The organism is Paenibacillus sp. 102, from assembly GCF_039549175.1.
GTDB lineage: Bacteria > Bacillota > Bacilli > Bacillales > Bacillaceae_G > Bacillus_A.
Genome location: NZ_JBCGHT010000001.1, coordinates 990,327 through 1,012,785 on the forward strand (window position 1 = coordinate 990,327; position 22,459 = coordinate 1,012,785).

20 protein-coding genes and 1 tRNA gene are annotated in these 22,459 nt (G+C 35.9%); 3 read left to right on the forward strand and 18 right to left on the reverse strand.

Features of this window, described 5'->3' with window-relative positions:
- Positions 1 to 122: 122 nt before the first annotated feature.
- The 3 genes from AAIE21_RS05260 to AAIE21_RS05270 form a co-directional block, all read right to left on the reverse strand.
- Positions 123 to 1,121 (reverse strand): hypothetical protein, encoded by a 999-nt coding sequence (locus tag AAIE21_RS05260; protein ID WP_343265768.1) that lies wholly within the window; start codon positions 1,119 to 1,121, stop codon positions 123 to 125.
- Positions 1,122 to 1,319: 198 nt separating this feature from the next.
- Positions 1,320 to 1,568, reverse strand: a complete 249-nt coding sequence (locus AAIE21_RS05265; protein ID WP_174098828.1) for a hypothetical protein — start codon at positions 1,566 to 1,568, stop codon at positions 1,320 to 1,322.
- 285 nt (positions 1,569 to 1,853) lie between these two features.
- Positions 1,854 to 2,267 (reverse strand): group I intron-associated PD-(D/E)XK endonuclease, encoded by a 414-nt coding sequence (locus tag AAIE21_RS05270; protein ID WP_343265769.1) that lies wholly within the window; start codon positions 2,265 to 2,267, stop codon positions 1,854 to 1,856.
- A gap of 158 nt (positions 2,268 to 2,425) precedes the next feature.
- Between AAIE21_RS05270 and AAIE21_RS05275 the strand changes: the two genes are divergently transcribed.
- Entirely contained in the window at positions 2,426 to 3,040 is a 615-nt protein-coding gene (locus AAIE21_RS05275; RefSeq protein ID WP_343265770.1) for a PH domain-containing protein, read from the forward strand.
- 414 nt (positions 3,041 to 3,454) lie between these two features.
- On the opposite strand, the gene AAIE21_RS05280 is transcribed toward AAIE21_RS05275, so the two are convergent.
- The 8 genes from AAIE21_RS05280 to AAIE21_RS05315 all read right to left on the reverse strand — a co-directional run bounded on the left by AAIE21_RS05280 (position 3,455) and on the right by AAIE21_RS05315 (position 8,852).
- Positions 3,455 to 3,528: transfer RNA gene (locus AAIE21_RS05280), tRNA-Gly, on the reverse strand.
- A 102-nt stretch (positions 3,529 to 3,630) separates the two neighbouring features.
- Positions 3,631 to 4,137: a metallophosphoesterase gene (locus tag AAIE21_RS05285; protein ID WP_336450267.1), complete on the reverse strand. Its 507-nt coding sequence runs from the start codon at positions 4,135 to 4,137 to the stop codon at positions 3,631 to 3,633.
- 13 nt (positions 4,138 to 4,150) lie between these two features.
- Complete coding sequence (locus tag AAIE21_RS05290; RefSeq protein ID WP_343265771.1) at positions 4,151 to 4,762, reverse strand: XTP/dITP diphosphatase; 612 nt, start codon at positions 4,760 to 4,762, stop codon at positions 4,151 to 4,153.
- A 12-nt stretch (positions 4,763 to 4,774) separates the two neighbouring features.
- Positions 4,775 to 5,512, reverse strand: a complete 738-nt coding sequence (gene rph, locus AAIE21_RS05295; protein ID WP_343265772.1) for a ribonuclease PH — start codon at positions 5,510 to 5,512, stop codon at positions 4,775 to 4,777.
- A 132-nt stretch (positions 5,513 to 5,644) separates the two neighbouring features.
- Positions 5,645 to 6,691, reverse strand: coding sequence for a GerMN domain-containing protein (locus AAIE21_RS05300; RefSeq protein WP_343265773.1), 1,047 nt, complete (start codon positions 6,689 to 6,691; stop codon positions 5,645 to 5,647).
- A 336-nt stretch (positions 6,692 to 7,027) separates the two neighbouring features.
- Entirely contained in the window at positions 7,028 to 7,852 is an 825-nt protein-coding gene (gene racE / locus AAIE21_RS05305; RefSeq protein ID WP_343265774.1) for a glutamate racemase, read from the reverse strand.
- Positions 7,853 to 8,039: 187 nt separating this feature from the next.
- Complete coding sequence (gerE, locus tag AAIE21_RS05310; protein WP_000659494.1) at positions 8,040 to 8,264, reverse strand: spore germination transcription factor GerE; 225 nt, start codon at positions 8,262 to 8,264, stop codon at positions 8,040 to 8,042.
- Between the two features lie 225 nt (positions 8,265 to 8,489).
- A complete protein-coding gene (locus AAIE21_RS05315) occupies positions 8,490 to 8,852 on the reverse strand; it encodes a dockerin type I domain-containing protein (protein ID WP_343265775.1) in 363 nt (120 codons plus the stop codon).
- Positions 8,853 to 9,120: 268 nt separating this feature from the next.
- On the opposite strand from AAIE21_RS05315, the gene AAIE21_RS05320 reads away from it, so the two are divergent.
- Together AAIE21_RS05320 and AAIE21_RS05325 are read left to right on the forward strand one after the other, a co-directional pair.
- Positions 9,121 to 10,944 (forward strand): APC family permease, encoded by a 1,824-nt coding sequence (locus AAIE21_RS05320; RefSeq protein ID WP_343265776.1) that lies wholly within the window; start codon positions 9,121 to 9,123, stop codon positions 10,942 to 10,944.
- Positions 10,945 to 11,153: 209 nt separating this feature from the next.
- Complete coding sequence (locus tag AAIE21_RS05325) at positions 11,154 to 11,339, forward strand: PspC domain-containing protein (protein WP_343265777.1); 186 nt, start codon at positions 11,154 to 11,156, stop codon at positions 11,337 to 11,339.
- 32 nt (positions 11,340 to 11,371) lie between these two features.
- On the opposite strand, the gene AAIE21_RS05330 is transcribed toward AAIE21_RS05325, so the two are convergent.
- The 7 genes from AAIE21_RS05330 to AAIE21_RS05360 form a co-directional block, all read right to left on the reverse strand.
- Positions 11,372 to 13,093: an amylo-alpha-1,6-glucosidase gene (locus tag AAIE21_RS05330; protein WP_343265778.1), complete on the reverse strand. Its 1,722-nt coding sequence runs from the start codon at positions 13,091 to 13,093 to the stop codon at positions 11,372 to 11,374.
- A gap of 51 nt (positions 13,094 to 13,144) precedes the next feature.
- Entirely contained in the window at positions 13,145 to 16,231 is a 3,087-nt protein-coding gene (lacZ, locus tag AAIE21_RS05335; RefSeq protein ID WP_343265779.1) for a beta-galactosidase, LacZ type, read from the reverse strand.
- A 49-nt stretch (positions 16,232 to 16,280) separates the two neighbouring features.
- On the reverse strand, positions 16,281 to 17,108 hold the full coding sequence (locus AAIE21_RS05340) for a carbohydrate ABC transporter permease (RefSeq protein WP_343265780.1): 828 nt from the start codon (positions 17,106 to 17,108) through the stop codon (positions 16,281 to 16,283).
- A gap of 23 nt (positions 17,109 to 17,131) precedes the next feature.
- On the reverse strand, positions 17,132 to 18,076 hold the full coding sequence (locus tag AAIE21_RS05345) for a carbohydrate ABC transporter permease (protein ID WP_343265781.1): 945 nt from the start codon (positions 18,074 to 18,076) through the stop codon (positions 17,132 to 17,134).
- A gap of 22 nt (positions 18,077 to 18,098) precedes the next feature.
- Positions 18,099 to 19,349, reverse strand: a complete 1,251-nt coding sequence (locus AAIE21_RS05350) for an ABC transporter substrate-binding protein (protein ID WP_343265919.1) — start codon at positions 19,347 to 19,349, stop codon at positions 18,099 to 18,101.
- A gap of 185 nt (positions 19,350 to 19,534) precedes the next feature.
- On the reverse strand, positions 19,535 to 20,701 hold the full coding sequence (locus AAIE21_RS05355; RefSeq protein WP_343265782.1) for a response regulator transcription factor: 1,167 nt from the start codon (positions 20,699 to 20,701) through the stop codon (positions 19,535 to 19,537).
- On the reverse strand, positions 20,698 to 22,407 hold the full coding sequence (locus AAIE21_RS05360; protein WP_343265783.1) for a sensor histidine kinase: 1,710 nt from the start codon (positions 22,405 to 22,407) through the stop codon (positions 20,698 to 20,700). The genes AAIE21_RS05355 and AAIE21_RS05360 overlap by 4 nt, the downstream gene beginning before the upstream one ends.
- Positions 22,408 to 22,459: the final 52 nt, after the last annotated feature.

The following is a 22,459-nucleotide window of genomic DNA, read 5'->3' on the forward strand; positions in this document are numbered from 1 at the left end:
ATATTAAGTAAGAGAATTATACTTCTCTCCTCTTACAAACAGGCATAATTCAGCCTTTTGCAACCCTTACATTATAACATAGAATATTCTCGTTTCAATAACTGAACGATTCTTTTTCATAATTATACAGGTAAATACCCTTCTCTTTCCACGCGTAGAAACCATTGATAAGCAATATGAAACTCTTCAACAGTAATATTATATGCTGCCATAAGTTCCTCTTCATCGATGATCAATCCGAAACGCTTTCTCCCAATTCTCTCTAAAACGGCTGCCCAAACTTCGTGCTTATCCATTAATAATGGGAACGGGAAAATGCTAGTTTGCATTTCTTTCCAATATGTAATAATTGCCTCAAATATATCAGGATGATCATTTTCTAATCGATTAGATAATATATGTATAACTTCCTTCGAATACTCATCATTATGACCCAAATGAGCTGGGATAACCCTTATTTTTTCGCCAAATTTCTCTACTTCTATTTCTTCTTCTATACGCTTTTCTACCATTTTGTATATAATAGAAGTTTTTAAATACGGATGTCGCGTGTCATCAATAAGAAATTCCTGTAAAGCTGGCAAAGCTTTTTCAAGGTTTTGAAGTAACAGAGCATTAATTACCTGCAATTGTTGCCCAAAACTTTCCACGAATAGATCCTTTGAAAATTCTTCTAGATCAAAATCTGATTCTATCAGTGTTGCTTCCTCACCGTTTAGCATATTCTCGGCAAACTGGGCAAGCTGCGCTAACTTTTCTCTTTGCTCTACGGTCAATTCTTTCTTCTGCAAAACCTCTTCAACAGTTTCAATTACACCTACATAATCATTTGTTTGAACTAAAATTGTCACGTATGTTTCAAGAATATCTCCAAACAAGACTGTCCCTGTTTCAAGCAACTCCTCACATCGTTCTTTCGATTCGTCCATTCGCTTTAATTCTAATAAACAAATAACCGAAGCTAATTCTGTTTGTTCTGTTTCTCCATTATACTGACGCAATATTTCAAAACAGCGCAATGCATCTTCGAACTTCCGCTCCCGTAGTGCCATAAATCCTTGATCAATATAACGATCCGACAACTGTGGAAACAATACGACCGTATTTTCTTTTTTATCCATACGTCCGCCTCTTTTTTTAGATTTTAAACCTCTTCAAAGTAAATATAACAAATGACTGTTAAGAAAACAACATTCCAAATACATTTATTTGAAATATGAAAATATTTAACTTTTATAATTAAAATGAAAAATTCACATCTGAAAACCTTCTTTATACACAGCAAAAACCCTCGGCAAATAGTGCAGAGGATTTTCTCATCAATGGAAAGCTTTTATAATTGTAGGATATACGAAAAGAGTAATAATTTGGAGAACAATAATTGTAACAACAATCATGCTAAAAAAGAAGATCGGCTTACTTTGTTTCATAAGAAACATAATAATAAGCATAATGCAGGCAAGTAAACACATAAAAAATAAACTTGTAGTGGGACTTAGTATTCCGCTTGGAACAAACAATAACAGTATAACACTACAGACACCTATAATTCCGAATAACCATTCCATTCATCTACCCATTCCCTTTCCCTCTTATAACAAATCATCTCTATGCTACTAAATGTTTTACAACATCAATCATATCTGTTAACTTCTCATACGCAACAAACCCGAAAGCCACTGTTAAAGCCGTTACAACTAATCCTTTCATTTTTCTTCCTCCTCGTTTCATCTTTGTTACCTCCATTATAAAGAACTGACAATTTGTTACCATCGAACTTCCTTACATCTACCTTACAGAATTGTAAGATTTCAAAATAAAATAAAACCACCTAACAAAATCGAAAGTGGTTTTTACGGAATTTCTCTATAGTTGTCTGCAAAATGAATGTTCTTTTCTTGCTGATTTTTCGGAGGGGCTATTCGTAAGCTAATTGATTTACTAAATAATTTCGGATCAAAGTAATAGCACAAGCCAGTTTGAAGACAGTATACACAGTAAATATCGATTTCTTCTTTATCTACACTCTTAATAGCTACCCCATTTGTAGTTGAATAACTAGAGCGGAACCTGATTTCAAGTATTCCCTTCTCATTCAATTCTCGATATTTAACTTGAACTCTCTTAAATACCCCATCCTTATAAATTACAAGATCAAATGGCGAATGTTCTGTGTGCGGAACTAAGATCATATATCCCTTTTCATACAAACCCACCTGAGCTTTTAAAACACCTAAATCACCTTTTGTTTTTGTGTGATGATACATGTATCTATCCAACACCTTTAAAGTTATTCTCTAAACTAAGTTCGGTAATTCGTTCACAATCCCTTCTTTAAAATTTTCATTTAAACCATATAAATTTTCCGCAAAAAATGATAGTATATTTTCGTACAATTCAGAACGCAAAAAAGGGGATGATACATTTGTTCAAAAAGGTAGCTGCTGATGTTCTTGGACTAAGCGATGTAGGTTCTGTGATTACACCGAAAGATTATGATAAAGTCGATGCCGATGATTATGTGATGCATGAAGATGGAGAGAAAATTTATTTCCTAATTAAATCAAAATCAGATGAATATTGCTTTACAAACAAAGGGTTGCTCCATTTAGATGGAACAAGTGCAGCGAGTAAAAAACGCACACTACGTCGCTTTAGTTACAGTAAATATCAAATTAGAAATGTAGCGCTAGAAACTGCTGGCACAATCGATTTAGATGTAGAAATTAAGTTCCATATGGGAGATGAGTATTACTCAATTGATGTTCACAAAAAACATATCGAAGAATTAAAAGATCTATATAAAGCCCTTCTCAAAATCGAAGAAATTTCATACGAGAACGATATTACATTACAGTACGCTCACAAAAGTTTAGATATGGCTTCTAACACATTTAGCCGTATTACAAATGCACAAGTTAATTTAGCAGAGCAATTTAAAGAAATGAACCAAATTGCATTTAATTGGCTTGTAGATACGAAGAAACAATATAACGTAAAAGATTATGGGTACGTGTTTGAGAAATTTATTAATAACTAATTTAAAGATAAACAAAAAACCTTGTTATCAAAAGATAACAAGGTTTTTTTTAGCGTCCCAGGAGAGATTCGAACTCCCGACCGACGGCTTAGCTTACCACCATAGCTTTCGCTACCAGTATTTACTGTTTGTAGTCTGGACTATATCTTCACCATTTCAGGTGCGACACGTGTAGTCTCTACGGAACCTCACGATGATTTCCATCATACTTCAGAGTCTTTACCATTAAGATTTACTTAATCATTCAAAACTCCTTAATCTTCTTAAGAAGATCGTAAGTTTCCTCGGTATTACCATCAGCCGTACTGTTAAGGCTTCACCGATATAGTGTCGTCCACTCTATAGGTTCTTGTTTCCCTATAAAGGCTCCTATTCTTGAAGGCCGTTGCTCTATCCTGCTGAGCTACTGGGACATGGAGCGGGTGAAGAGAATCGAACTCTCGACCAGAGCTTGGAAGGCTCTTGTTTTACCACTAAACTACACCCGCATATGTTGTTTTTGTTTTTTTCTTGATGTCTTATCGACAAGTTTTATTATATTTGTACACAAGGATAAAGTCAACACTTTTTTTCAAAGAGGATAATTTTTCTTATCCTCTTTGAAAAGTTTTATGTGCGACAACCTTTCCACCTAATGTTTCAAATCGAATTTCAATGTCATTTTCATTGATTTCTAACAAAGTAAATGTTTTTTCTTTACGGGAACGCGGCAATAAAATGCTTCCAGGATTGATGAATAAAATATCATCAATAAATTCCGCTCCCAACATATGAGAATGTCCAAAACAAACAATATTTGCTTCCACTTCTTTTGCACGATATAAAAGTGTTTGCAAACTCATTTTAACATTGTACCGATGACCATGCGTAGCAAAAAAACGTATCCCCTCTACATCAGTAATGATTTCTTCGTCAAAACCATTATAGAAATCGCAATTTCCTTTTACTACTTGGAACCCTTGTAAATCTGGATGCTCTGGTGTTAACTCTGAATCACCGCAATGAATCATAACATCTACATTTCCCTCATATGTATCCTTTAATTGCTGTAATTCTTTCGTAGAACCGTGACTATCGCTTACAATTAAAGCTCTCATCGGTCTCTCTCCCTTATTCTTCGTCTAAAAACCACGCTGGAATTTTCTCTTCTAACTTACGAAGAGCACGCCCGCGGTGACTAATTTCATTTTTCTCGTCTGAAGTTAGCTCAGCCATCGCTCGTTTATATTCTTCTACATAAAAGATTGGATCATATCCGAAACCATTTTCACCACAACGCTGTTCTAAAATCTTCCCTTCACATGTACCGTTTACAATAACTGGATCTTTATCCTCTTCTGGAAAAGCAACCGCTAACGCACAATAAAAACGTGCTGAACGCTTTTCCATCGAAACGCCATCCAATTCTTTTAAAACTTTATCGATATTCGCCTGGTCATCTTTTTGTTCACCAGCATAGCGAGCAGAGCGCACACCAGGATCTCCATTCAACGCATCAACAATTAAACCAGAATCATCTGCAATAACGATTGAATTTAACTGTTTACATAAACTGTCCGCTTTCAAAATTGCATTTTCTTCAAATGTTTCACCAGTCTCCTCGACTTCTTCACTGTGAGGGAAGTCATGAAGAGATTTTACTTCTAAATCAAATCTCTCGAATAGCTCTGCAAATTCACGTACTTTCCCCACGTTTTTCGTTGCTACAACAACTTGTTTCATACTTTTCCACCTCTACTCTATGTGAGATACGATGTCGCCTAATGCTTCTTTTTGTTTTTCAACGAGTTGTAAAATCCCTTGTTCAGCTGCATCCAGCAATTCATTTAACTCTGCACGGCTAAATGTTGCTTCTTCTCCAGTTCCTTGCACTTCAACAAACTGACCTTTCCCTGTCATAATGACGTTCATATCAACATCAGCTTTAGAATCTTCTGCATAGTTTAAATCTAAGACTACACCTTGTTCTTCAACAATTCCCACAGATGTTGCAGCTAAATAATCTTTTACTGGAATTTTAGATACTTTTTCTGCTTGTAATAACTTTTCAAATGCTAACACCATCGCGACATAAGCACCTGTAATCGACGCAGTTCTTGTTCCTCCATCTGCTTGAATGACATCACAGTCAATCCAAACCGTTCTTTCCCCAAGTGCCTCTAAATCAACAACTGCACGTAATGCTCGTCCAATTAAACGTTGAATTTCCATTGTACGACCAGTTACTTTCCCTTTACTGGACTCACGAATTGTACGCTGTTCTGTTGCGCGTGGAATCATCGCGTATTCCGCTGTTACCCAGCCCTTTCCTTCGCCTCTCATAAATGGTGGCACACGTTCCTCAATCGTTGCCGAACAAATAACCTTCGTATCTCCAACTTCAATCAGAACAGACCCTTCTGGATGTTTTAAATAATTTGTATGAAGATGTATATGACGCAATTCTGTCGCTTCTCTACCATCTACTCGCATAAAATAACCCCCTAGTAACTACTACCTATTAGTATAGCCCATTTTAAATTTATGATTATGTATAACAATAGAAGAAGGGGAACTCAAAAAGAAATTCCCCTTTCTTACATAATTATATCAAATTATTTACGATTAAAAACTACCTGTATTCACGTTTTGTGGACGATCAACAGGTTTTGTTAGTTTTTCACCTTTTTCAGTAACAAGACTTGCTTTCCCATTTACTTCAACAGAAACATTTTTTACATCTTTCTTTTCTGTTAAGGATAGAACGAGTGATTGCAATACATAATTTGAAATCATGCTTTTCCCTTTATCTGTATATATATTTTCATTGAAATTCAATGTAACTTTTCCATCTTGCATTTTCGGTTCACTCACAAGCTTCACACCAGGATTAAAATCATTGCTTAAAGCTGAACCCGATGGCCCTTTCACAAGTTCATTCACAACCGTTGCTACCTCATGTTCCTTCCCTTCTGCCGCGCGACGTGTCACCGGCACATAATACTGTTTTTTATTATTTTGCGCCAAAAAATAAAGTGTAACTTGCTTCGTATTCGTGACATCTGCCACTTGTTCATCATCAAAGTTAATACCATCAGCACGGCTCACACCTTCACCAAGCGGTGTACCTCCAACAGGCATCTTCGCTAATTTTTCACCATTTATTTGAAACTTAACTTGTTTAATATCTTTAAATTGCGTTAATGTCCAAGCTACCGATTCAACGATTTGACGCTCTTCCTCTTTTTTATAATTTTTCATTTCCTTTGAAAAATCCACAACCGCTATCCCATTTTTTTCTAAATTAATGGACATCGTTGTACCCGCCGGAAGAACCGCCTTAAATCCATTTGGCAATAAATTCTCTACTGGCCCATCCTTCACAAGGTATTCTAATGTTTGTTTCACAACTTCATTTTGTTTTGGAGCAGGTAATGCTAGTGATTGCGGCACAACATACCCATTTTTATCAACAAGATATAGCTCATATTTCTTCGTTTGCCCTTGCTTCTCTTTTGAAGCAGTCTCTTTCTTCTCACCATCTGTATACGTGACTTTTTTAGGCGGATCAATTTGTTCCGCTTCTTTTTCCTTATTTAACAAACCGCATCCTGTTAATAAAGCTGCGCTTACTGCAGTACAAACAAGCCATTTAAAAGTGGATTTAGGCATACCATTTCCCCCTAAAATCTAAGTTTGTACTATATGTATACGAGCTTTTTATCATTTTAGAACAAGCAATGACAACTTATCTTACAACTTATAAAATAGAAAACTCCTAATTTCTTAGGAGTTTTCTATAAACATACAGATTGAAAGACCGATATAAGCCCTTTCCTTTTAGACGGAAGAGAGCGTCCATCCTTGCATAGAAGCGGTCAGGACCTTTTTTAGCACCATGCCATGTAAAACCCGCAAAGAGAAAACAAGCGGACAATCCTTTTTATTTTCATAACTGTGACTTATATGTTGGGAAATCAAAATAAATATATATAAGAATTTACACTATTATTTTATTTCCAAATTAATATGCTTTACATTTTCAATTGGTTGTCCAAACCATTTAGATGCGATTTCCTTAAATAAGCCGATTTTTCCTGTTGTTAAGAAGAGATGATCACTTTGTTCTTCTCCCTCATTCAACATCTTACTATGATATAAAATCGTACTCACTTCACGAGCTGTTTCATCGCCAGAACTAATCAACTGCACCTTATCTCCCATTACCCGCTTAATAACTGGGCCTAAAATCGGATAATGCGTACAGCCTAAAATCAGTGTATCAATTTCAGTATTTTTCAATGGTTGCAATGTTTCTCTAACAACCTCATACGCCATCTCACTCTCAAAGTTTCCACTTTCTACAAGTTCAACAAACGGCGGGCACGCTAAACTCTCTACCATAACACGGTTATTAATGGACTTCAGCGCCTCTTCATACGCACCACTTTTTACCGTTCCAATTGTTCCAATGATACCAACATGGTACGTATTCGTCACTTTCAAAGCCGTACGCGAACCTGGATGAATTACACCCACTACCGGGATTGGTAATTGTTTTTGCATCTCTTCTAGTACAACCGCAGTTGCCGTATTACAAGCAATCACTAACATCTTAATATCAAGTGCCAATAAATGCTCCGTCATTTCCCATGTAAATCGACGCACTTCCTCGCGAGAACGCGGACCATAAGGACAACGTGCTGTATCTCCTAAATATATAATACGCTCTTTTGGCAGCTGACGAATTAACTCTTTCGCTACTGTTAATCCTCCTACTCCCGAATCAATAACACCAATCGCTCTATTCAACATAATCACCCATTTTCTCATTCATCATCTTTTTTACATACCAATATATCTTACATACTTTAAACTGTATAAAGCTAAAGTATCTTTTTAATAATTTTTTAAATATGTACCTGTATAGACCAGGGACTTTTTTATTTTGCGCCTTTTCTTCGTAATTTGCAAGACAGAAAAACAGCCGACTTTTTATAAAAAAGTCGACTTCATCTGTTTATAATTCGAGTTCTCCCATACGAAGAAGCTCAACAACCGCTTGTGAACGTCCTTTAACCCCTAGCTTTTGCATTGCATTTGATATATGGTTACGTACGGTCTTTTCACTAATAAAAAGTTCACTTGCAATTTCTTTCGTTGTTTTATCTTGAACTAATAATTCAAAGACTTCTCTCTCTCTCTTTGTGAGTAACGGTTTAGATTGATATGCTTTTTCCTTCAACTGGTATAACCCTCCTTGCTTAAGCCAGAGCTGTATATGTGTAAGTTGGGTGTTTATTTAGTCAAGATATTGTATGAACCAAATGTGCAAGAGGTGAATGAAAATGGGCGAATTTATCTTATAGAACGCTAATTTCATTTAAAGTTCAAAAATACCTTCCTTCAAATGCTATTCCATATAAAAAACCAAGAGCAATAGCCTATTTTTTAGCTATTGCTCTTGGTTTTATTTGTTAATCCCTAATGTTCCCATTATTTTTTCTAACGTTTGTCCTTTCACATTTTCTTTTGCTGTTGGTGCATTTTTTACTGTTGGATTTTGCATCAAGTAATTCTTTTTAACAAATCCCATATCCCTTTCATCTACTTTCCCATCAAAGTTAATATCAGCCTTTCGATCATTCGTTCCCCATTTTTCTTTCATATACAAAGCGTCCTGTACATCAATCACATTGTCTTTATTTACATCTCCCGCTATAGCTGCTTTGTAAAAAATATACTTATTTTGATTAATTATTTTTCCATCTTCATGAAAACCAATTGTAAATGGTTTGTATACTGTAAAGTGTCCTGGTACATTAAATTCCAACTGAAATTCGTCGTCTGTTAATAGTAGCATTTTATTTCGTTAATTAACAGAATAATTAAAATTATAAAAGGTGATATTTTTTATATCAATATACAAAATAAAGTGAAACTTTAATCAGTGGGGGGTTCTTCATTCCCCACCCTCCATTTATTACCTCTTTCTTTTCAGAAAGATTCACCCAAAAACCGCCAATACTACGAGATAGAAATGTATGTATTTCATAACAATCCGATTTGTATACAAAAATTTATATATTGGTGGTGTCATTATGTTTTCGGCCTTTAAACGCTTTCTAATCGGTAGACCGCTTAAGTCAACAGCATTAGGGGAACAAAAATTAAATAAACTAAAGGCACTCGCTATTCTATCTTCTGACGCCCTTTCTTCTGTTGCTTATGGAACTGAACAAATTTTAATTGTATTGGCGGCATTTGGAGCGATTGCTTTTTGGTATTCCATTCCCATCGCAATTGGGGTTCTTATTTTATTAACAGCGCTCATTTTATCCTATAGGCAAATCATTTTTTCTTATCCACACGGAGGCGGTGCTTATGTTGTTTCAAAAGAAAATCTAGGCACAAATGCCGGGCTCATTGCGGGAGGATCCCTACTTGTTGATTACATCCTTACTGTAGCCGTAAGTGTTTCTGCTGGAACCGACGCTATTACATCAGCCTTTCCAACACTACACACCTATACTGTTCCTATCGCAGTCATCCTTGTACTGTTCATTACAATTTTAAACCTACGAGGCGTAACTGAATCCGCTTCGATATTGGCATATCCGGTCTATCTCTTTGTATTAGCACTTGTTATTTTAATCATTGTAGGTATTTTTAAGATTTCTTCTGGGCAAACTCCCGCTAATTTACATGCACCGATGGGAACTGTCGTGCCTGGCATTACGCTCTTCCTTTTATTGAAGGCATTTTCATCTGGCTGTTCCGCTTTAACAGGAGTAGAGGCCATTTCCAATGCAATTCCAAACTTTAAAGAACCCGCTGCAAAAAATGCAGCAAAAACACTAGTTATCATGGGCATGATTCTTGCCGTTTTATTTACTGGTATTACATTTTTAGCATATTGGTATGGCATCGCACCAAAACATAATGAAACGGTCGTGTCTCAAATTGCTTCAAATATATTTGGAAGAAATTTGGTGTATTACTTTATTCAAGGAACAACTGCCCTTATTTTAGTACTAGCTGCCAACACAGGTTTTTCAGCATTTCCACTTTTAGCATTTAATTTAGCATCAGATAAATATATGCCACGTATGTATTTAATGCGTGGAGATCGCTTAGGATATTCAAATGGAATTATTACACTAGGCATCGGTTCCATCTTTTTAATTATGGCGTTTCAAGGCAAAACCGAACAATTAATTCCACTATATGCTGTCGGGGTTTTTATTCCTTTTACATTGTCACAAACAGGGATGATTATAAAGTGGATACGCGAAAAACCGCAAGGTTGGGTGCCAAAATTATTAACAAACTTACTAGGTGCCCTCATCTCTCTAACCGTACTTCTCATTTTTTTCATTACGAAGTTTACACACGTATGGTCCGTTCTTGTTTTCCTACCTATCATTGTTTTCATCTTTCATCGTATTCATAATCATTACGTTGCGGTGGGAGAACAATTACGTATTGATTGCAATGAACTCCCTAAGAAAATGACTGGCAATGTCGTTATCGTACCCATCGCCGGTATTACAAAGGTAGTCGAACAATCTATGAATTACGCTGAAACAATTGGTGATCAAGTTATCGCTGTATATGTAGCTTTTGATAAAGAAAGCGAAATACGTATGCAGGAAAAATGGAAAGAGTGGAAACCAAACATTCGTCTTGTTACATTTGTCTCATCTTATCGAAGCTTAATGCGACCTATCGCAAAATTAATTACGATTATTCAGCATGGGGCAGAGGAAAAGAACCATTTTGTTACGGTACTTATTCCACAATTCATCACTAAAAAAAACTGGCACAACGTTCTACACAATCAATCAAGTGTATTATTACGCGTATACCTTTTATATAAGCAAAACGTTATTGTTACTACTGCGCCCTATCGCTTTCGAAAATAACAACAATTTGCACCTAAAAAGGACTCTCCCCATCCATTTCCATTTAGGTGCATATTCCTAAAAACGCCTTACAAAATTGTAATCTTTTTTCAGAAAAATGTAATATAATTCGATAGTTTCCATATTCTTTTCCATGTAAGATAAAAGTATAAGGTATCACCAATACATAAAAAGAAAACATGGTGATGAATAAAGGAGAGGATTTTATAATGAAAAAAAAGTTACGCAGATCTGAAACTGACAAAATGTTATTTGGTGTATGCGGTGGTTTAGGGGAATATTTCGATATAAGCGCTAGTATGATTCGTATACTGTGGGTAATTGCGATTTTATGCTTCGGAACAGGTTTTTTAGCTTACCTTGTTTGTTTATTGCTTATGCCACGTTCTTACTAAAAAGGCACCGGTACCCAATCGGTGCCTTTCTTTCATCTTATTACTTTTTGGTGGAGCATACTTTCATTTTGTGTTAACAAATACTTATTTGCTAAAATAAGAAATACACTAGAAGTCCATGTAAACGCTAAATCACGCAATCCTTGTCCGGTTTGTGCATGAAAATTTTCAGCCATCCCACTTTTATTTGCCATCTTGCAAAAACGAACAGCAATATCCTTTGCAAATTCATTTTCGCCAACTGCTTGTAAAGCCTCAGTCATAATAAATGTTGTCGGTGCCCAAATTGGTCCGCGCCAATATCCATCATCACGATAATACGGACTCCTTATACTCTCTGTTGCAAAACCATACTTTGTCAAAAAGTGATTTTCTTTTTTCAATTCTGTAAGTAAGCTTTCAATGATTTCTTCAGGTAACCTTTTTCCTAAAATGAGAGGAATATATAACACAAGACTATCTGATACTTCATATGAATGATTCCCCGATTGTGGGGCAATAAAACGCTTTTCTCTCCAACAATGTTGAACCATGCGATTGAGCGTTGTATTTGCTCGCTCTTCCCACCTTTTTGCTTCTTCTTCAAATCCAAGCTTCTCTGCGATCTCCGCTAATACCTCCATTTGTAAAATAAGAAATGAGCTTAAGTCCGGACTCTCAATAGGAGCGCCACGGTGAAAAATCGTACTATTATCCCAACCGCTATCATTCCCATGATTATATTGAGGAACCCCGTCCCCATCATCATCTCGATATGTAAACCACCAATCCGTCCATTTGCATAACGGTTCATACACTTCTTGTAAATGCTCTTCTGTTATAAAGTCTGTATGTTCCATCATCCATTTCAGCGTCCATCCATGAATAGGTGGTTTACAGCAATTCCATAGCCCACTTTTATCGTTAATATAATCCGGTAATACACCACACTCATCTTGCTTATCAAAGAAAATCATAAATTGATCCCACGCCACTGCCGGTTGATACATCGCTAATGCCATCGCATTAAAACAATGATCCCAACTCCATATATTCGTCATCCAGTTTTTAGACATATACATCGCTTTTCTCGGTAAATACCCTTCCGCTTCTACCATACAAGACCATGTAATATAAGCCGCTAACTCTCTTCCGCTCAATAAGTCTTTTGGGACAGCCAATGTATGACGTAACCAATTTACAAAATCGGCTTCAGCAACATCCACCGCCTCCGCGAATGTCTTTGTCTCCTTCGGTTTCTGCAATACTGTTTTGTATTCCGTTAGTTCCACATCAATTCCTGACTCTTCATCTTGCGCATAAATATCAACCATAATATGTTTACAACGAAGTTCTTCAAACGGGGCATCCATATGCATAACCCCGTCTATAGCAGATAAATGAAATCTCATTTCTTTTGAAAAGCTATTAATTTCCCATCCACCTTGTGCACTTGGAATACAGTAATCATACGAACTTGTAATCCCAATAAAACGTAGATGCAATCGATCCGAATAAAAACGAATTGTATCAGAATGAGAAAAACAAATCTTCACATCACCTTCTACAGTTTGGAGCGTTAGTAAAGATGGCGACATCTTTGTTTCACATGGTAAAACCTCTCCTTGCCGGTTTAATACCTCTATTTTAAACACTTCACCAAAATCATCGTCACCACCGCGAATGTTTCGAATCAGTAATCCGTTATCATAGTTTAAAGAAATAACTAAAAAAGAACCGCACCGACTAAATGGAACTTGTTGTAAATCAAACATTTATCTCCCCCCTAGGAAAGAGCCCTAACAATAGAAGGGCCCCCTTGTAATTTAAGATTCTTTTACGATCTCAAAAGCTCGTTTATGATCCCCATTAAAAGGAACAATGTACACTTCAAACTGGCATGGCTCCGGCTTCAACTGATACTTCGGAAGCTGGGCCGGTCCACAACTCGCGCTTCCTAAACCATTTTGCTTATAATCTAGATGGAATGTAACAAACTCCCTTTCTTGTAATTCATATAAATGCTCTGCTTTCTCTAAATCTTCTGTTGTGTAAGGTAAGGCGCTAAAATTAAAATCTTGCGTACTATACGCAACAAATCCAACATGATATTGATCATATAACGAAACCCACTTTACATCTGTTCGATTTCCCGTCTCTTGCGGAAAAACATACGGGAAAAATAAATCTTTTACAGTCCTTTCATACAAATCTATTTTGTTCGCTTCTTTACTATCCACATACGATTCTCCTGGTCCACGCCCAAACCAACTTACATTTTGATATTGTTTTGGCAGACGCATTTCGAGCCCAATTCGCGGAATCATGTCTGGTAAAGTACCGCTTGGATTCAACTTTGTCTCTATTTTCATAGCTCCGCTTCTTTCAATTTCATACGTATAAGTAAAGGCAATTTTCCAGTTCACAACAAGCGGGAAAATAAATCCTTTCACAACAACTTCAACACTTCCATTTTCAAGTTGCAGCGCTTCTATACTCGCTACGTCATGCTTCACAAGGTGTAAATATTGTTCTTTCCATTTTTCAACTACATACATATCATTATCAATTGTTGCCCGCCAAATATTTAATTCTGGCCCTTCTTCCATAAGTGATTGTCCTTTAAAGGTCCAGTTTTTTATACGCCCTGTTATAAGATGAAAAGAGATAGCAAAATTTTCACCAGTAACACGAATTTCTTCCTTTGTTTCATGTAAAGTTACTGGCTCATATAACTTCGAATCTCTTTTTCTTCTTATCGTTTTCTGAGCTGGAATACAAAATTGTTCCCAAGCTATTTCATGTCCTGCTACTCCCCAATTTGTATCTGCTCCTAACACAACCGATATAGTTACATAGCAATCTTCTTCTGTATGAAAAGCTATGTCATCTATAAAAGGCAGCTGAATCTCACAACTCTCTTTCGGTAACAAAGGCGGGGCATCTATAGAATCACTCGCAATTACTTTGCCCTCTTGTTTAACATTCCACTGCACACGATGGCCTTTCAATGAGCGAAAATCATATATATTTTGTATCGAAATCCTACCACTTCGTATGTCTATCTCTCCTACTTTAATAGGCTCAATTATTTTCTTATATTGCAACAAAGCTGGCGATGGCGTTCGATCTGGCAAGAGCAGTCCATCAATGCAAAAATTACTATTATGCGGAGTATCTCCAAAGTTACCTCCATATGCAAAGTACTCTTCTCCATTTTCATTCACTTGACGTAATCCATGATCAATCCATTCCCAAACAAAGCCACCTTGTAATCTTTTATGACTATAAATCGCTTCCCAATATTCTTTTAATCCGCCTGGTCCATTTCCCATCGCATGAGCATACTCACATAAAATATGAGGTTTTTCCCACTTTTCTTCTTCTGCATAACCAATAATCTTCTCGACTGAAGAATACATTGTACTAAAAATATCAGCGACCTTCGTTTCTCGATCCCCCTCGTAATGAATGATTCTTGATTGATCCAATTCCCTACACTTATTCGCCATTGCAATAAAATTACAACCGAACCCAGATTCATTTCCGAGTGACCACATAATAATGGAAGAATGGTTGCGATCTCGACGTACCATACGTCCCACACGATCTACATAAGCATTTTCCCATTCTGGATCATCACTTAATGCGTTTGCATTACCAATTAACTCAAATCCATGGCATTCCAAATCCGCCTCATCAATTACATATAAACCATACTCATCGCATAAATCATAAAAACGTGGATCATTCGGATAATGTGCCGTTCGCACCGCATTAATATTATGCTGTTTCATAAGCATTACATCTTGTTTCATTGTTTCATATGTGACATATCTCCCTGTATCCGGGTCGTGATCGTGACGATTCACCCCTTTGAATATAATGGGAATACCATTGACAAGAAGGTTCCTATCTTTCATCTCAATCATACGGAAACCGATTTTCTGTGAAATCACTTCTACAACTTCACTATTCTCGTTTCGAATCGTGAACAATACAATATACAAATACGGGTCTTCTGCAGACCATTTCTGCGGCTTTTGGACAAAAAACGAATGTGTATCATCTATAACCCTTTTCCCCTGCAGGCCCAGATACGATGTATGTTGATCTAACACTTCCCCATTCTTATTACAAAACTTATACTCTAGTACATAATTTTTATGCAGTAATTGTTCGTTGCAAATTTTTGTATTTAGTTGTAACACACCAGTTTCATAATTTTCATCAAGCGTTGTATATAACGTCATATCATAAATATGTACAGCAGGTTCATACACAATGTACACATCACGAAAAATACCACTTAACCACCACATATCTTGATCTTCAATATAAGATCCATCACACCATCTATACACACATACTGTCATCGTATTCTTTCCGTCATGAATAAACGCCGTAATATCAAACTCTGCCGTCAAACGACTTCCTTGGCTATATCCCACTTCTTCTCCATTTATCCATAAATGAAAGGCACTATCCACACCCTCAAATCGAATACGAATACATCCACAGTTCCAACTTTCTGGTATATAAAATTCATTTTTATAACATCCCACTTGATTTTCAAATGGAACATGGGGTGGCTGAACCGGAAACGGATAATATAAATCGGTATAATGTGGCTTTCCGTATCCTTGCAATTGCCAATGCCCAGGTACATGAATCGTATCCCATTCACTACAATCAAATTCACTTAAGAAAAAATCCTTTGGAAGTTGCTTTGGGGATTCTAAGTACAAAAACTTCCACATTCCATTCAGCAATTTGTAATAAGAAGAGCTTTCACGCGTAAAAGATAGAGCCGCTTGTTCAGTTTGAAATGGAATAAAATGCGCTCTTCCCTCCATGCGATTCCGCCCTGTTACTTGAACTTTTTCTAAGTCCTCTAACATGTTACGTCCCATATCGATCCTCCTTTTTTCATTCACTTTATCACATCATTTCTACACTCTATTACTTAAGGCCCGTATGCCCCGATTCTTCCACAATATAGCGTTGTGCGAAAAAGAAGAGTGCAAGAGGTACAATACTAATTAACAATGTCACCGCCATAATCCCTTCCATATCAACGCCAAACATACCTTTAAACTGCGCTAAGCCTAGCGTTAATGTATATTTGCTTTGGTCATTTAAGAAAATAAGTGGTCCTAGATAATCGTTCCAACATCCTAAAATATTAAAAACAGCAACAAGTATTAAAATCGGTTTCATAATCGGTAAATAAATACGGTAGTAAACTTGAAAAGCGTTCGCGCCATCCATCCTTGCCGCCTCATCTAACTCCTTTGGAACAGACATAATAAATTGTCTCATTAAAAAGATAAAAAACGCACCGCCAAACCAAGATGGAATAATTAAAGGTTTTAACGTATTAATCCAACCGAGAGCATTAAATTCCATATAAAGCGGAATCATCGTTACTTCCCACGGAATCATCATCGTCGCTAGCACAATCATGAACAAAATATCCCGTCCTTTAAATTTAAAGCGTGCAAAACCATACGCTACTAAAGAAGATGATATTAACTGCCCGATTGTTGAAAGCACTGTTACAACAATTGAATTCCATAAAAAAGTATTAAACGGTTGGCTCGTCCACGCCTTTGCAAAATTACTAAATTTAAACTCAGATGGAATCCACTTTGGTGGATATAAATATAATTCTTCTGGTGATTTCACAGATGTTGTAATCATCCAAAAGAAGGGCAATAAAAATAAAATGGAAAAACCTATTAATAGTGCGTACACTACAATTCGATGTATGCGCTTCTTCGTTCTCACACCGCATCCTCCTTATTCATTTTCTACTTCGACTTCATCTCATTTTCGTAATAAACCCACGCTGCTGATGATTTAAAAACAAGTAATGTTAACCCTAAAATGATTAAAAACATAAACCAAGCATTCGCTGATGAATAGCCCATTTTAAAATACTTAAATGCATTTTCATATACATACATCGCGTAAAAATAAGTAGACTTTAATGGCCCTCCGCCAGTTAATACAAGCGCTAATGTTAATTGTTGAAACGCACCGATAATTGTTGTAATTAAATTAAATAAAATCGTCGGCGTTAACATCGGCAATGTAATTTTGAAAAATTGTTGTACTTTGCTAGCTCCATCAATGGAAGCAGCCTCATACAAGTTTTGCGGAATATTTTTTAATCCTGCTAAAAAAATGAGCATAAGCGTACCTTGTCCCCATAAACTTGCAATTACCATCGCAATGAGCGACCAGTTCGGATCACTTAACCAATTGGGTCCTTTTATACCAACAAGCGATAGAAAATAATTCAAAATACCATACTCTCCGTTATACACCCATGCCCAAATCATCGCTAAAGCCACACCAGAAATAACGCTTGGCAAATAGAAAAATGTTCGAAAAAACGCATGTCCTTTTACTTTTTGATTTAGCAAAATCGCTAAAAACAGAGCAATAATTAAATTAAACGGAACAAATAATGCTGCAAATTTCACCGTAATCCATAGCGAATCCCAAAACATCGGATCATTTAGAAACATATCTTGATAGTTTTTTAATCCAATAAATTGAACTTCTCCAATAAGTGGCCAGTCAAAAAAGCTAATAAACAATGAGAATAAAAGGGGACCAAGGGTAAAGGCTACAAAGCCAAATACCCATGGAAATATAAATGCGTAAGGAACGAGTTTCTCCCATTTCATTTTCTTTTTTCTAACGGCTATATTCGTTTCACCCTCTATAGATACTCCATATTTCAACATCCACACCTCTTTGCTTTTACAATTATTTATCCATATACTTCTCTGAATCTTGAACCGCTTTATTTAATAATTTCTCTGGATCTTGTCCAAGCATAATCGCATTAATTGCCGCTGATAAATTCCGATTTACTTCATCCCATTTTGGGTTAAGTAAAAATGCTGGTGTATTTGTTGAACGTTCTAGCATTGTGTAGAAGGATTTAATATTCGCATCTTCTTCTTTCTTCAATTCTTTCACAACACTGATTCGAACTGGCAAATCAGAAGTTCGCATTTTAATCGCTTCTGGTGAAGAGTAAAATTTAACAAATTCCCAAGCTAACTCTTTCTGTTTTGCATCCTTTGCAATTGAAACAGCTGATGTACCAACAAGTCCCTTCACTGGTTTCCCTTTAAATGTAGGAGGTTCTACTGTACCAAAATCAATTTTTGCATCTTTAAATCCTTCTAATGGCCAAATTCCACTCTCCCACATCGCTAGCTTATTCGCTTTAAAAATATCGTCACCACTCTGTTGATTTTTTCCACCTACTAATACAGCCGTTTTATCCTTTAGCATACTTTGAAAAGATTTCATAACTTCAATTGTTTCTGGACTGTTCATATGTCCTTTTATTTGTTTTCCATCTTCACTTACAAAACTACTACCGTTACTCCAAATAAACCCTTGTAAATCATACGTATCTGGCTCAGGTCGTAAAGCAAATCCATATTGTTTATTGCTTGCATCTGTTAACTTTTTCGCAGTGTCTGCAAACTCATCCCAAGTCCATCCATCTTTCGGGTATGGAATATTTGCTTTATCAAATAACTTTTTATTGTAATATATAACCCGCGTTGTAAAACCTGCTGGCATTCCATATAATTTCCCATCAATACTAGAGTAGTTAAATAATCCTTGATAAAAGTCATCTAATTTCATATCTGGATCTTTCTTTGCAAGTTCATCTAAAGGCTCGAGAGATTTATAGTAAGCTGGGAAATTCCACATATACATAACATCCGGTGGATTTTTCGCTCCGAAAGATGCTGCGAGCTTTTGATCAAAACCATCACCATAAGCCTCCACCTGTACTTTTACTCCTGGATTCTTCTCTTCAAATTTCTTTGCAATTTGCTGCTGAATCTTTAAATTCTTTCCAGCATCCCAAGTTGCAAATCGCAATACTTTTCCATCATTCGATGTTTGCTTCTTTTCATCATCCTTTGATGATTTTTTACTTGTAGTCTCATTTGAGCTACAACCAGCTAAAAGAACAATAAGTACGAGCATAAAACTAAGACATACATGTACCATTTTTCTCAACGAACACACACTCCCCTTCTCCCAAAATGCTTTTTCTAATTTTTCAGAATAAATAATTTAACCGCTTTCATTTTACCTTTTATGAAAGCGGTTAAAAACATCGATTTGTTCGATTTTTGTTATCAAATTGTTCGTTCAGCAAAAGTATGGTGTCAATTTGTTTTATATAAAGTTCCACATTGTTTGTCTCGATATTCTGATGGTGTTGTTCCTGTACACTTTTTAAACCATTTACTAAAATATTTACTATTTGAAATACCAATATGCTCTGCTACCTCTTGAATCGTAAGTGAAGTTGTTTGAAGCATTTGCATAGCAAGTTCAAGTTTTCTTCGTTCTGTAAAAGAATGAAAACTTTCACCTATTATCTTTTTAAAAAGCATACTAAAATGACTTCTGCTTAGTCCTACCATCTCCGCTACTTCTGAAACAACAATTGGCTCTGATAAATGATTCATTGTATACAAAATGGCCTCTTTAATTGTTTTGGGCCAATTGTTAATCGTTACTTTGTACTTAATCTCAAGTTCTGCAAATTGCTTCATCGATTTAACTGAATCCATCCATTGCTCGGTGCTGAACAGCTCTCCTGATGTAATCCAATATAAATCTTCGTATTTACTCTTTGCATCCATAAACATTTGTTCCATCATTTCCTTATATTTTTCATTAAGAAATAAGAAACATTGATCCTTTCCACATAGTATCTTCACATGTGGATTTGATACCTTTTGATCAATCTCTTGTAATATGAGATGTAATCTCGATTCTGACCGTAAAAAACAGACATAATATCCATCGTTCATCCATTCCCATTCATTACGAAATAAATCCAGAAGTACTTCTTGAAACTGATTTTGAAAACCACATAACCATTGAAAAAAATCTTCGTAAAAGAGGGATTTTTGCTGTCCAATCCCTTCTACTTCCCTATGAATCATTAACTCTTTTTGAAATGCTCGTAAATATTGATCCAGCTCCTCATCATGAAACGATGTTTTCAATAAATAACCTGAAACCCCCAGTTTAATTCCTTCTTGCGCATATTCAAAATCACGATGACAACTTAATAATAATACCTTTGTTTTCGGCGCATGTTGTTTAATCTTTTTCACAAACTCAATTCCATTTACAACAGGCATAACAATATCTGTAATAACCACTTCTGGCTCATGCTGTACAAACTCCTCCCATCCTCTCTCACCATTTGGCACATCCGCTACTACTTCCATATTATACGCCGACCAATCTACCGCCATTTTCAATCCCCTTCGAACAATCGTCTCGTCATCAGCAATGAGCACTTTAATACGATTCACTTCTGTATCCCTCCCTTTGGCCAAAGAATCTGAACTATAGTTCCTTTCTTTTCTTCTGATTGAATCGTTAATCCGTACTCTAACCCAAAATGCAATTTAAATTTTTGATCGATGTTATATAATCCAAGTCCACCTCTTTGCTTCGCAGACGGCTCTTGTAATAAATTTTGTTTCCGCCTATCAGAAATACCACGACCATCATCGGTAATCTGTATGCATAAGTCACCATTATCCTTTTCAAATGCCGATAATGTAATGGTTCCGTGTCCATCGTCGAAAGCATGAAAAAATATATTTTCAAATATAGGCTGAAGCGACATTCTTGGAATCTGCTCCCCTTTCATAGAAACCGAGACATTTTGTGTATAAGAAAAATGATTCCCAAATCGAATTTCCTGTACTTTTAAATAGTGCTCAATAATCGTTAATTCACTTTGGAGTGTAACAAGGTCATTCGCAAAGTTTAAATTTCCTTCTAGCACAGCAACAAGATGATAAATCATTTCACTTACATCATTTGCCCCCTGAAGCTTTGCTTTCCATTGAATCGAATTTAACGTATTAAATAGCAAGTGCGGATTAATTTGATAATGAATTGCCTTGAGCTCAGCTTCTTTTTTCAACTTTTCCTTCTCATATATTTCCTCTACTAATGATTTAATTTTGACAACCATTTTATTAAAATTCACAGTTAAACTCCCTACTTCATCTTGTGAATTTACTGGTATATTTGTATAAAAATCTCCTTTACTTACTTGAGATATTGCATGATCCAAATTCGTGATATTTTCCGTTAACTTAGCCGAAATTAAAAATGCCAACATAAAAGCTAAGCACAGTGACACAACAATTCCAATTAATGTAACAAACAAAATAATTGTAGAAGATTGATAAAATTCTTTTTCTGGAATAATAATTTCCAGACTCCATTTATTTGATGGAATTGGCTTTTCCAAAATGATATCATCCTTGTTTTTTTTATAATTTTCATCCGTCGTATAAATCACCTGTTTTTTTGCATCACGAATCGTAATCAGCGCATGCAAATCTGTTTCTAATGAATCAATAAATTTAAATAAATCCGTCGCATCTGTTTCTACTAATATCCGGCTATCTTTCAAGCTACCAAATGATGTTTTGACTGGAACAAGTAATCCAATTACTTTGTTTTTATCAAGTGCAGAGTAATGGTTCGGAACATAGATCCCATTCCAATACCCTTGTGATAAATCTCCTTGTTCTTCCCAAAATTTTTCTTGTTTTAGTTTCTGCACATCTAAATACCGATCTCCATAATAATAACCGCTAGGTGTAATTAAAAAGATTCCCTTCGTTTGTGCTGTTTTATGCGCTTCTAAAAACCTTTCAAAATTTTTCTCAGTAATAAATTCCGAATACGATTTCGGTGCTTCTTTTTTCAAAACAATTAATGTTGGGTCTGATAAATACTCTTGAATATCACTAGCAATTAAATGCATATGGCTTAATGTTAATTCAATCTGAGTTTGAAGCTGCGCTATAGCAAACTTTCCATAATCCCCAAACTGTTCATTTACAAGATTGGATGACTTTTCATATGACATCCAGCTAAACAGCATAAGCGGAATAAGTGCGACAATTAAAAAACATGTTAATAACTTTAAACGAAGGCTCGTTCGAATTTGTTGCACCATTCTCCATAATCTAAATTTCTTCATTAGCCCCATCCCTTACCCTACTTATCCATCTTATTTTTTCAGAATATTCCAACTTAACTAT